Genomic DNA, 11923 nt, shown 5'->3' on the forward strand with positions numbered 1-11923 from the left:
ATGCCTTCCGGATCGCCGGGTGATCGATCGGTCAGTCGCGGAGCGGCTTTCGGAGGAACACCTGCGCCGTTCCGTCTCCCTGGTCGACGCGCTCGCTCTCCCGGTAGCCGCAGTCGCGGTAGAGCCGGAGGTTGCCTTCGCTGAGGCTGCCGGTGAACAGCTCCGCGACACGCGCCGTGCTGTGCGACTCCGCGGCTTCGAGGAGCCGTCGGCCGACGCCCTGGCCCTGTTGATCGGGTGCGATTGCGATCCGTCCGATGAGGAGGGTGTCGTCATGCTGGCGGGTGCGGATCACCCCCACCAGACGCCCGTGACGGCGGGCGACCCAGCCGTCCGCGTCGGCGAGCTCTGCCTCCACCTGTTCAAGGGTCTGCGTCAGCGGCGGCGTCTCGGCCGAGCCATAGAGCTGTGCCTCGCTGACGAAGGCCGCGCGCTGGACCGTGAGGACCTCGCCGGCATCGTCGGGGCGGAGGGGCTCGATCCGCACGCCGTCTTCGTCTGCCGTCACGGTGGCGGAGCCGTCCTGTTCGCCCAGGTCCCAGAGCGCCAGGAGCGCCGCGCGCACCGTCGCATCCAGGATCTCCTCGGGTGATCCGTCGAACTGATACGCCTGGGTCGTGACTCCGGAGCGGGTCGCCACCCCGACATGAACCTCGCCCGCGGGGTGTCCGTCGGCGGGATCGGGCCCGCCGACTCCTGTCGCCGACACGCACGCGTCCGCCGCGAGGACCCTCAGACCCGCCTCGGCGAGCTGACGGGCGCACGAGGGGGAGCAGGGGTCGGTGCCCGGCTCGAGCGAGAGGAGGTCATGCTTCGTCTGCAGCTCATACGCGACGACGGAGCCTCGGAACCACGCAGAGGCGCCCTCACCGCGGCCGAGGGCGGTGGCGATCGCTCCGCTCGTGAGCGACTCCACGGCGCCGACGTGCGTCCCGGTCTCCTCGCATCTGCGGGCGATGGCAGCGATGAGATCGTCCGTGTCCGCCGGGGGCGTGTCGGTCACTGGGGAACCTCCTGGTGGGTGGGGCCGCTCGTCTCCGTCTCCCCATCCTCGTCGACGGGCTCGGGGACCAGCCACAGGCCGGCCGGTGTGTGTGCGGCCAGCGCGAGCGCCTGGATCCAGCGGGCGTTCAGCGGTCCGCTCCGGCGCTCGTCGAAGGCGTAGGCGAGCCCGACGTCGGGCGTGACCCACACCGCCAGGCGGCCCCCGCCCTCCTCAGGAGGTTGCGTCCAGGTGAACATGAACGGCTCGTGCCGACGCAGCTTGTCCCCGATGACCCACTGCAGGTGACGGAGGGTGCGGTCGTCCGTGACGAGGCGATGACGTCCGTCGTAGACCAGTCTGCTCACCGGCACCAGCATGGGTCGCCACGGGGCCCGCGAGATCGCAGTGCCCCCTGGACGAAGGCGAGAGCCGCTAAACGAAAGCGTCGATCGGTGAGGAACCGGCCCGCTCCGGCGACAGGGTCCGGGCTGTGTGATCATCCGCGGTTCCGTCGCGTCGCGTGAGGGCTCTCGCCGAACGCGGCACGGTAGTGCGCGGCGAAGCGCGACGGGTGGATGAACCCCCACCGGCGGGCGATCTCGGCGACGCTCGTCGTCTCCTCCCGGCGCAGCTCTTCGCGCACGGCGACGAGTCGTGCGTGTCGGAGCGCCTGCATGGGCGTGACATCGAGAGCGCGGCGGAAGGCGTACTGCAGTCCGCGCGTCGACATTCCGGCCGCACGCGCGATGTCGTCGAGTGCGATCGGCTGGTCAGCGTGCGCCTCGATGAAACTCAGTGCGCGTCGGACGCTCGTCGGGGCCGCGCGCCGCTGCGACGTGCGGTCGGCGTCGTCGAGGAAGGTCGGCGAGAACGCCACGAGGGTCGCGTGTGCGGCGAGGCGCCGGAGCTCGACTGCCGCGAGCGCACTGGGCTCGTCGGGGTCACCGAGGACCGACGAGGCGACGTAGCGATAGGTGCGGTCCCAATGACGCGCCGCCGCGCCGGAGATCGGACGGGTGTCCCACCGATGCGGACGCGGATGCTCCCGGCCGGTGAGCGCATGAGCCGCCCGTTCGAGCTCGGAACGGTCGAACACGAGAGCGTGGACCCGGCCGCGACCGTCCCACCGCGCGCTGATGGGGCGTCCGTCGGTCGCCCACGGGAGGTCGCCGTTCAGCGCACCCTCCTCGTCCCAGGCGCCGCCGGCGACGGTCAGCCGGCAGACCATGATCTGGTCCTCGGGCGCCGCGTGCGAGCGCACCGGGGCGTCGAGGTCGTAGGCGACGACGGAAACCCCTTCCCAGGTGGCCGAGGACCACGAGAACCGATACTGCTGGTGGGAGGCGCGTCGGAGATGCGCCGAAGGCACCACGGAATGCCACGTCTCTTCGACGGCATCCGCTCCCGTGGTGTGGATACGAACCCTCTCGATCATCGCCGCGTCATGCGGTCTGGCCCGAGTGCGCGCCCTCGTCGATCTCCTCGAGCACCTTCGCGTTGAAGGCGGGAAGATCATCCGGTGTGCGGCTGGAGACCAGTCCCTCGTCGACCACGACCTCCTCATCCACCCACGTGGCACCGGCGTTGCGCAGATCGGTCTTCAGGCTCGGGTAACTCGTGAGCGTCCGCCCTGACAGGACATCGGCCTCCGCGAGGATCCAGGCGGCATGACAGATCGCGCCGACGGGCTTGTGCTGCTGGAAGAAGTCGCGCGTGAAGTCGACTGCCGCCGCGTCGAGCCGCAGGTGGTCGGCGTTAACGACGCCGCCGGGAAGGACGAGCGCGTCGAAGTCGCTGGCCCGAGCACCGTCCGTCGTGACATCGACGGACTGGGTGTGTCCGTTCTTTCCGGAGATGCTGCCGCTCGACGGGGCGACGAGCACGGCCTCCGCTCCGGCGGATGTCACCGCCTCCCACGGCGAGGTGAGCTCGCTGTCTTCGAAGCCGTCGGTCGCGAGAAAGGCGACCTTCTTTCCGCTGAGGTGAGTCATGACGGCAGGCTAGGTCGGCCCGCCGACACGAAAGAGGGGGTTGACAACTTACGCACAGGCACTGACGGCGCAGCAGGCGACCGTGTTAGGCTCAGTCGTCCTGTCCGGCCGATTCGTCCCCGATCCTCTGCTCTCTCGATGCAGACGGGTTGATGATGGTTTGCTCCGGTGTCCTCCGATTCCGACACGCGATCCGCTCGCCTGTCCTCCACACCACCCACATACGTCCGAGTCGGAACCTTCGGCTCGGCACCCCGGTCGCCTCGGCGGCCCGAACAACAGAAGGAAAGACACGATGGCCACTGGCACCGTGAAATGGTTCAACTCCGAGAAGGGCTACGGCTTCATCGCTCCCGATGACGGCTCCGCCGACCTGTTCGCTCACTTCAGCGCGATCGCCGGCGAAGGCTTCAAGGAACTCCGCGAAGACCAGAAGGTCGAGTTCGACGCCGAGCGTGGCCCCAAGGGCATGCAGGCAGCGAACATTCGCGCGCTCTGAGACTTCCCGTCAGCCGGGCTCCGTACTGCACGGGGCCCGGCTTTCGTTTGTCCAGGCCCATGCCGCTGCCGCCATGTGGGCCTGCGTACGGTGGGGCATAGCGATCGGCGTCCGCCTTTGGCTCTCCGGCCTCCGGGTCCCGATCTCTAGCAGGTGTCTCCATCTCCACTCCCGCTCTTGCCCCTCGCCTCGGGCCGCTTCGACAGACCTACGCCGGGACGGACGAGTTCCCGCCCCTCACCCGCGCCTACACCGAGGTCGCGCAGGTCGTGCGAGAGACCGGACTCCTCCGGCGGACGCCGTGGTTCTACGGGTTCGTCGGTGCCGCGATCGCCGTGGCCTTCGCAGGCTGCATCACCGGCTTCGTCCTGCTGGGCGACAGCTGGTTCCAGCTGCTGATCGCGGCGGCGCTGGGGATCCTGTTCACGCAGGTCGCTTTCCTCGCGCATGAGGCGGCGCACCGGCAGATCCTCGCGTCGGGTCCCGCCAATGACCGGCTCGCGCGTCTGCTCGGCAACGGCGTCGTCGGCATGAGCTACTCGTGGTGGTCGACGAAGCACACCCGGCACCACGCCAATCCCAACCGTGTCGGCAAGGATCCCGACATCGAGGTCGACACCATCTCGTTCCTGCAGGAGGACGCCGCGAGAGCGCGAGGTGTCCAGCGCCTCCTCACGCGGCACCAGGGATGGCTGTTCTTCCCGCTCCTCACCTTGGAGGGCCTGAACCTCCACGCCCTCGCGATCCGGCACCTGCTCGGACGTGCGCCCGTGAAGGGGCGCTTCATCGAGCTCGGGCTGCTCGTCGCCCGCTTCATCGTCTTCGTCGCCCCCGTGTTCGTCTTCCTGCCCCTCGGGATGGCGTTCGCGTTCGTCGGCGTTCAGCTGGCCGTGTTCGGCGTGTACATGGGCGCATCGTTCGCGCCGAACCACAAGGGGATGGCCGTGATCGCGCCCGACGCTCGGCTCGACTTCTTCAGCAAGCAGGTGAGGACCTCGCGCAACATCGGCGGCGGCTGGTGGGCGACGTGGCTGATGGGTGGTCTCAACTACCAGATCGAGCACCACCTCTTCCCCAACATGCCGCGCCCCGCTCTCTCCCGTGCGCGCGAGATCGTCATCGACCAGTGCCGTGCCTACGACGTGCCGTACACCGAGACCACGCTGTGGCGGTCGTACGCGATCGTGATCGCCTATCTCAACCGGGTGGGCCTGGGCGCACGCGACCCGTTCGACTGCCCCATGGCCGCGACGTATCGCCGCGCCTGAGTCGTTGCACGGTCGTAGGATGGGGACATGGCCACGTCGAACCTTCCGACCCCGCAGCTGCAGTCCGTTCCCGACGACAAGAACCTGATCGAGGTCCTTTCCGAGGGAGGGTCGTGCTGCGGCGGCGGCACCTGCGGCTGAGTCCCGCGCATTCGCACACGACGCATAGGTTCCCTGTGCGTCGCGCAAAGGGGCGTCGGCTCCGATAGAGGAATGACCTCTCGTGCTTCCCGCGTCCTCGCCCCCGTCATCGTCTTCAGCCTTCTCGGCGGCTCGTTAGCGGCGTGTTCGGTCACCGTCGACAACGCAGCGTCGTCGGAATCGTCCGCCACCGTCGCATCCTCGTTGGACGCGGCGCTGTGGGACTCATCGACCGTGCACTCGATCTCCATCGACTACGACGCTGACGAGTACACGGACATGATCGACACGTATCTGTCGACCGGGGAAAAGGAGTGGATCTCGGCGACCGTGGTGATCGACGGTCAGACCTTCTCCGACGTCGGACTCAAACTCAAGGGGAACTCGTCTCTTCGGGGCCTCTCCACCGATGCCGATGCGGACCTGAGCTCGCAGAATCCTCAAGACCTGCCCTGGATCATCCGGCTGGACAAGTTCGTGGACGGCCAGAACCTCGAGGGGACGACGGAGCTGGTGGTGAGGGGCAACAGTTCTCAGACATCGCTTAACGAGGCACTGGCGCTGGAGCTCCTCGAGAAGGCCGGCCTCGCCGCCGAGCAGGCCGTCTCGGTGAGACTCTCCGTCGCCGGTTCCGACGAATCGCTCAGACTCGTCATCGAGAACCCCAGTGACGAATGGTCCGACCGTGAGCTGGGCTCCGGACTCCTGTACAAAGCCGAGGCCGGTGGAGACTACAGCTACCGCGGCGAGGATCCCGCGTCATACGAGGACGTCTTCGATCAAGAAGCGGGCGAAGACGACCTCACGCCACTGATCGAGTTCCTGCAGTGGATCAACGAGAGCGACGACGCGGAGTTCGCCGAAGGTCTCTCCGACCGGCTCGACGTCGAAGCGTTCGCGACGTATCTGGCTTTTCAGGAGATCGTCGACAACTTCGACGACATCGATGGTCCGGGAAACAACTCCTATTTGTACTACGACACGGACACCCAGCGGATGACCGTGGTCAACTGGGATCTCAACCTCGCCTTCGGTGCGACGCCGGGTGGCGGTGGCCAGGACGCCGGCGGCGGTCAGGGACCCGGCCGCGGTGGTGGCGGTCAGGCACCCGGCGACGGAGGCGACCGGCCGGAGCGGCCCGATGAAACTGAGCAGACCGACATGGCGGCCACTGCGGCGATGGGGAACGCGGACGGCCGGCGCGGTGGCGGATCGAACGTCCTGGCCGAGAGGTTCCTCGCGAACGACGAGTTCCACGCCCTTTACGAGTCCGCGCTCGAGCGCTTGCAGTCCGAGCTCATCGAGTCCGGCACCGCCGCGCAGCTGCTCCAGGAGTGGACCGAGGTGCTGAACGAACAGGCATCCGATCTCGTCTCAGCCGACACGATCTCCCAAGAGTCAGAGGCACTGGCTCAGAAGCTCGGCTGAACGCGTATCGGTCGGCGCGGTCAGTGAGAGCCGCCTGCCGGTGCGGGTGCCCCCACAGCGTTGTCCGCCGGCTTGCGGATCAGGAACGCGCCGATCAGCAGCGGCAACGACACGATCGCGGCAAGCAGGAATGCGGAGTGGGCGCCTTGCGCTTCGGCCGTCTGGACATCCACGCCGGTCTCCGCAGCCGTGGCGGCCACCGACGACATCACGGTGATCATGACGGCGATGCCGGCTGCTCCGGCGACTTGCTGCACGGTGCCGAGCACGGCTGACCCGTAGCTGTAGAAGCGGGGCTCCAGTGAACCCAGCGACGCCGTGAAGAGCGGGGTGAAAGACAGCGCGAGTCCGAGCGACAGCACGGTCTGAGCGGCGGCGATGAACCAGAACGGCGTGGTCGCCGTGAACGTCATCGCGAACGTCCACAGCACGGCCACCGCGAGGACGGCACCGGGAACGAGCAGGATCCGGGTGCCTCGCGCGTCGTAGATGCGGCCGATCACGGGGCCCGCCAGACCCATCAGCAGCGATCCCGGCAGGACCGCGAGCCCCGTCTCGAGGGCACTGTGCCCGAGCGCGCGCTGCATGTAGAGCGGCAGCACAGTGATCGTGCCGAAGAAGGCGAGGGAGAGCAACGCCATCTGACCGATCGCGAGACTGAAGTTGCGATCGCGGAACACGCGCAGATCCAGCAAGGCGTCGTCGGCGCGCTGCAGGACGATCTGTCGCCACAGGAACAGGCCGAGCGCGACCGCACCGACCGCGAAAGCCACGACGAGCGAGATGCTCGACATGCTCTGGGCGGCTGCCTCGGCGGCCGCGTCTTCGGTGGAACCGTGCGTCGCGGCCCCACCGATCTGGCTGAGGCCGTACACGATCCCACCGAAACCGAAGGCCGACAGGACCACCGACAGGAGATCGATCGGAGCTCGCGTGGTCTCACCGAGGTTGCGGATCCAGCGCGCTCCCACCGACAGTGACACGAGAGCGATCGGCAGGACGACCGCGAAGATCCATCGCCAGCCGAGCTCGAGCAGGAACCCGGAGAGCGTCGGCCCGATGGCAGGGGCGAGCGACATCACGATCGAGACGCGACCCATCATGCGCCCACGGGAGTGCGGCGGGACGATCGTCATGAGCGTCGTCATGAGCAGCGGCATCATGATCGCGGTGCCCATCGCCTGCACGACGCGGGCCACGAGCAGCACCGGGAACCCGGGCGCGAGGAGCGCGATCAGCGTGCCGAGCGAGAAGAGACTCATCGCCGTGATGAACACCTGGCGCGTCGTGAAGCGGCGCAGCAGGAAGCCCGTGATCGGGATGACGACGGCCATCGTGAGCATGAAGGCCGTCGTCAGCCACTGCGCGGAGACGGCAGTGATGCCGAGGTCGTCGATGAGGTGCGGGATCGCGACGCCCATCGTCGTCTCGTTGAGGATGGCCACGAACGCCGCGGCGAGCAGGAGCCACACGATGCGGTTCTCGGCCGGGCCGAGCAGAGGCGCGGCGGAACGGCGGGTCGTCGCAGACGTCATGAAGCTCCTCGGGCGAAGACGGCGGAAAGAGGCGGAACGCCCGTCACAGCCCGAGCGCCTGAACGAGACTAACCCGCACCGCCGACACGCTATTCCCCGATCCGCCTCACGTTCGTGGAACGATAGGCCGCATGCGCCGTCTCCACCCCCGCCGAGCGGCGGTCCGTGAAGCGGCGGCCGTGGCGATCGGCGTCGTGATCGGTCTGCTGGTGGCGCCGTCGCTCGGCCTCGCCGCGGGCCTGTTGGCGGGGTGGGCTGCTCTCGCGCTCGTCGACATCGTTTGGGTGGTGGCGGTCATCTGGCCGATGAACGCGTCCCAGACCCGGACGCACGCGCAGATCGAGGACCCCGGCCGTCGTGTCGCTCGTCTGGTCGCCGTCGTGGGCAGCATCGCCAGTCTCGGGGCGGTCGTGGTGGTGCTGCTGCAGACGCACGGTGCTGCTCCCGCGACCTCCTTCGCCTTGGCGGGGGTCGCCGTCGTGGCCGTCGCCGCATCGTGGGGGCTCATCCAGGTCGACTATCTGCTGCGGTACGCCCGCATCTACTACGGCACCCCCGGCGGCGGGATCGACTTCAATCAGGAGGAGCCTCCTGCGTACACCGACTTCGCCTACTTCTCGCTCGGTCTCGGGATGACCTATCAGGTGGCGGACACCAACGTGACCCGTGGCGAGATCCGTCGGATCGTCATCGCCCAGACGCTCCTCGCCTACCTCTTCGGCGCCGTGATCCTCGCGACCGTCATCAATCTCGTCACCTCGCTCGGCTGACCGGCCCCGACGTCGCGGGACCGCTCTAGAGTGAGCGGGTGAGCATGGGCGGCGGGTTCGGCGGCCGCGGGGGATTCCGCGGCGTCGACGAGGAAGCGCAGCGACGCAGCAACGCCGACGCGCCCCGCATCGACGGTCTCGGGCGGCGCGTGATGGCCCTGTTCCGTCCCTACCGCGGGCGGATCGTCGTCACTGGGATCCTGGTGGTGCTCGGTGCGGCGATTGCGGTGATCCCTCCCGTGATCGTGCAGCGGATCTTCGACGACGCGCTCTTCCCCGTCACCGGCTCCGCCCCCGACCTTCGGCTGCTGAGCGTGCTCGTGTCCGTCATGATCGGCCTCTTCCTCCTCACAGCGGCCCTCGGTGTGCTGCAGACCTGGCTCACCGCGACGGTGGGCAACGCCGTGACCGGCGATCTGCGTGTGAAGCTCTTCGAGCACCTGCAGGCGATGGAGCTGGGGTTCTTCACCCGCACCAAGACCGGAGTCATCCAGTCGCGCCTCCAGAACGATGTCGGAGGGGTCTCGGGCGTGCTCACCAACACCGTCACGAGCATCCTCGGCAACGCCGTGACGGTCATCTCCGCCCTCGTGGCGATGATCATCATCGATGCGCGGCTGACCGCGATCGCCGTGGTCATGATGCCGGTGCTGGTGTTCGTGCAGCGCCGCGTCGGACAGGTGCGTGCCCGCATCGCCGGCCAGACCCAGGAGTCGCTGTCGGAGCTAACCTCCATCACGCAGGAGACGCTGTCGGTCTCGGGGATCCTGTTGTCGAAGGCGTTCAACCGGCAACGCACGGAGTCGGCGCGCTTCCAGGAGGAGAACGTCAACCAGATCCGGCTGCAGGTGCGCCGGGCGATGAGCGGGCAAGGCTTCTTCGCCGTGGTCCAGGTCCTGATGGCGTCGGTCCCCGCCGTCATCTACCTCGTGTCCGGCTGGCTCATCGCGGGCGGTGCCGGAGCGATCACGGCGGGCACGGTCGTGGCCTTCACGACGGTTCAGGCGCGGCTCCTCCAGCCGCTCATGGGTCTCATGCGCGTCGCCCTCGATCTCCAGACCTCCCGAGCGCTGTTCGCCCGCATCTTCGAGTACCTCGACCTGCGCCCGGCGATCGTGGACGCCCCCGGCGCAACGGACGTCGCTTCGGCACCGGGGCCGATCGGGCGGATCGAGTTCCGCGACGTCGTCTTCCGCTATCCGGATGCGGGGCCGGATTCCCGTCCCACGCTCGACGGTGTGAGCTTCGTCGCCGACCCGGGTCAGCACGTCGCCTTCGTCGGTCCGTCGGGAGCCGGGAAGACGACGGTCATCTATCTGGCGCCCCGACTGTACGAGGCCAGCGGCGGATCGGTGATGTTCGCCGGGGCCGACGTGCGGACGCTCCGGCAGGAGTCGATCGTCGACCACATCGGGATCGTGTCGCAGGAGACCTACCTGTTCCACGCGACGATCGCCGAGAACCTCCGCTACGCCAAGCCGGACGCGACCTCGGCCGAGCTGGAGGAGGCGTGCGCGGCGGCGAACATCCATCACGTCATCCGCGGCTTCGCTCAGGGCTACGACACCGTTGTCGGGGAGCGCGGATATCGCCTGTCGGGAGGGGAGAAGCAGCGCATCGCGATCGCCCGGGTGCTGCTGAAAGACCCGCCCATCCTCCTGCTCGACGAGGCGACCTCGGCGCTGGACACCGTGTCGGAGCGCGTCGTGCAGGAAGCGCTCGACAACGTCGCTCGCGGGCGAACGACGCTCTCGATCGCCCACCGTCTGTCGACGGTGATCGGCGCCGACGTCATCCACGTGATCGACGCGGGTCGGATCGTCGAGACCGGGACGCACGTGCAGCTGCTGGCGAAGGGCGGACTCTACGCGGAGCTCGCGAGGGAGCAGACGGCGGCGGCGCGGATCGAGGGGCTCGAGTCGCATCGAGAACCCTCGTGGGGGTCGGGCCCGGAGGAGCGCAGCGCGCGGTGACCCGGTGGGGAGTTCACCACAGGCTCGCGGCGTCGAGCAGCCCCCTCGCGTCGGTGTCGACCGAGACGGCGTCCCCGTCCGCTCGCGCGGTGAGCTCCCGCACGAAGTCGCCGACGATGCGCCGGTAGGCCGCGTCGTCGTGCGTGCTCGCGATCCGGACGAGCGGCGGAGTGTCCATCTGGAGGATCAGCCGCACGCGTTCGGCCGCAGCGGTGCGCTGGGAGGCCGCGTCGAGGACCGCGATGCCGTCGCGCATCGCCGTGACGTAGTCGACGAGCACGTCCACGGCGTCCTTGTGCTGGGTGATGGAAGACCCGTCGGCGCGCTCACGCCAGCGGACGACGACATCGGGGATCACGTCGATGGCCCGGGCGAGCGTATACATCCGCTGAGCGACCACCTGATCCTCGTACATCCGTCCCTCGGGGAACCTCAGATCGTGCCGGCGCCAGAACTCGATGCGGCTGATCTTCGACCACGCGACGATGTTGCCCGAGACCGCGGGATGCTCTCGCAGGGTGGTTCCACGGCGCGCGGGGGAGGTCGAGGCGGCGACCCAGGGCTGCACCGGGCCCTCGACGTAGCCGTCCACGCCCGGACGCAGGCGCACGTACGCGCCGACCGCGAGGTCGCTCCCCGATTCGGAAATGGTCGTGACGAGTCGTTCCAGCGCGTGCGGCGTGTACTCGTCGTCGGCATCGAGGAAGGTCACGAGCGGCGTCTCCACGCGGTCCAGCGCGGCATTGCGCGCCGCACCGAGGCCCTGCGGCACGTCGTGACGGATGAGCTCGAACCGACGGTCGGTGGCGGCCTCCTGAAAGATCCGGGAGGTGTCGTCGATCGAGCCGTCGTCGACGAGGATCGCGCGCCACTGGGTGGAGGTCTGATTCCGCAGCGACTCGAGAGCATCCGGCGCATACGCTGCGACGTCTCGACCGGGGACGATGACCGTGACGACGGGAGTGCTCACCCGCCCGATCGTACCGCCGCCACCGCGTCGGCGACGGCGTCCGCGACCGGCGTGAGATCCTGGTCGCGTCCGTGTCCGACGGTGAATCGCACAGCCGTCTGCGCCACCTCGGGCGCGATGCCGCAAGCGAGCAGCACGTGCGAGGGTTCGTCGCTTCCCGCCGCGCACGCCGAGCCGCTCGACGAGACGACACCCCGACGTTCCAGTTCGAGCAGCACGGACTCGCCGGAGACCCCCGCGAACGTGAAGCTCGCGGTGCCGGGGAGCCGGTGCGACGGATCGCCGGTCACACGCGCCTGCGGGACGAGCGCGAGCACGCGGGCCGAGAAGCCGTCGCGGCGGCGGGCGGCGCGCGCCGCCCCC

At 68.7% G+C, this 11923-nt stretch carries 12 protein-coding genes; 5 read left to right on the forward strand and 7 right to left on the reverse strand.

Annotated elements, in window-relative coordinates:
• Nucleotides 1–31: 31 nt before the first annotated feature.
• The 4 genes from QM591_RS13835 to QM591_RS13850 form a co-directional block, all read right to left on the reverse strand.
• Nucleotides 32–1003: a nicotinamide-nucleotide amidohydrolase family protein gene (locus tag QM591_RS13835; RefSeq protein ID WP_415133027.1), complete on the reverse strand. Its 972-nt coding sequence runs from the start codon at nucleotides 1001–1003 to the stop codon at nucleotides 32–34.
• Entirely contained in the window at nucleotides 1000–1350 is a 351-nt protein-coding gene (locus tag QM591_RS13840; protein ID WP_415133029.1) for an ATP-dependent DNA ligase, read from the reverse strand. The genes QM591_RS13835 and QM591_RS13840 overlap by 4 nt, the downstream gene beginning before the upstream one ends.
• A 131-nt stretch (nucleotides 1351–1481) precedes the next feature.
• Nucleotides 1482–2420 (reverse strand): helix-turn-helix domain-containing protein, encoded by a 939-nt coding sequence (locus QM591_RS13845; protein WP_415133031.1) that lies wholly within the window; start codon nucleotides 2418–2420, stop codon nucleotides 1482–1484.
• 7 nt (nucleotides 2421–2427) lie between these two features.
• Nucleotides 2428–2976 carry a type 1 glutamine amidotransferase domain-containing protein gene (locus QM591_RS13850; RefSeq protein WP_415133033.1) on the reverse strand — a complete coding sequence of 183 codons (549 nt, stop codon included), beginning with the start codon at nucleotides 2974–2976 and terminating at the stop codon, nucleotides 2428–2430.
• 295 nt (nucleotides 2977–3271) lie between these two features.
• On the opposite strand from QM591_RS13850, the gene QM591_RS13855 reads away from it, so the two are divergent.
• The 3 genes from QM591_RS13855 (at nucleotide 3272) to QM591_RS13865 (ending at nucleotide 6312) form a co-directional block, all read left to right on the forward strand.
• Complete coding sequence (locus QM591_RS13855; RefSeq protein ID WP_067161176.1) at nucleotides 3272–3475, forward strand: cold-shock protein; 204 nt, start codon at nucleotides 3272–3274, stop codon at nucleotides 3473–3475.
• Nucleotides 3476–3636: 161 nt separating this feature from the next.
• Nucleotides 3637–4743 (forward strand): fatty acid desaturase family protein, encoded by a 1107-nt coding sequence (locus tag QM591_RS13860; RefSeq protein ID WP_415133060.1) that lies wholly within the window; start codon nucleotides 3637–3639, stop codon nucleotides 4741–4743.
• 213 nt (nucleotides 4744–4956) lie between these two features.
• Nucleotides 4957–6312, forward strand: a complete 1356-nt coding sequence (locus QM591_RS13865) for a CotH kinase family protein (RefSeq protein WP_415133036.1) — start codon at nucleotides 4957–4959, stop codon at nucleotides 6310–6312.
• A gap of 20 nt (nucleotides 6313–6332) precedes the next feature.
• Here the strand turns inward: QM591_RS13865 and QM591_RS13870 are convergent, their stop codons facing one another.
• Nucleotides 6333–7847 carry an MDR family MFS transporter gene (locus tag QM591_RS13870; protein WP_415133038.1) on the reverse strand — a complete coding sequence of 505 codons (1515 nt, stop codon included), beginning with the start codon at nucleotides 7845–7847 and terminating at the stop codon, nucleotides 6333–6335.
• Nucleotides 7848–7978: 131 nt separating this feature from the next.
• Here QM591_RS13870 and QM591_RS13875 point away from each other — a divergent pair, with 131 nt between their 5' ends.
• Nucleotides 7979–8617 carry a DUF1345 domain-containing protein gene (locus QM591_RS13875; RefSeq protein ID WP_415133040.1) on the forward strand — a complete coding sequence of 213 codons (639 nt, stop codon included), beginning with the start codon at nucleotides 7979–7981 and terminating at the stop codon, nucleotides 8615–8617.
• A gap of 44 nt (nucleotides 8618–8661) precedes the next feature.
• Nucleotides 8662–10590 (forward strand): ABC transporter ATP-binding protein, encoded by a 1929-nt coding sequence (locus tag QM591_RS13880; RefSeq protein WP_415133062.1) that lies wholly within the window; start codon nucleotides 8662–8664, stop codon nucleotides 10588–10590.
• A gap of 13 nt (nucleotides 10591–10603) precedes the next feature.
• Here QM591_RS13880 and QM591_RS13885 read toward each other — a convergent pair whose 3' ends face one another.
• Both QM591_RS13885 and QM591_RS13890 read right to left on the reverse strand, forming a co-directional pair.
• A complete protein-coding gene (locus QM591_RS13885) occupies nucleotides 10604–11560 on the reverse strand; it encodes a glycosyltransferase family 2 protein (RefSeq protein WP_415133042.1) in 957 nt (318 codons plus the stop codon).
• On the reverse strand, nucleotides 11557–11923 hold a 367-nt coding region (locus tag QM591_RS13890), incomplete at its 5' end, for an aminotransferase class V-fold PLP-dependent enzyme (RefSeq protein WP_415133044.1). The genes QM591_RS13885 and QM591_RS13890, both read right to left, overlap by 4 nt.

Origin of the sequence: Microbacterium sp. (genome assembly GCF_047607225.1) — a bacterium.
Lineage (GTDB): Bacteria > Actinomycetota > Actinomycetes > Actinomycetales > Microbacteriaceae > Microbacterium.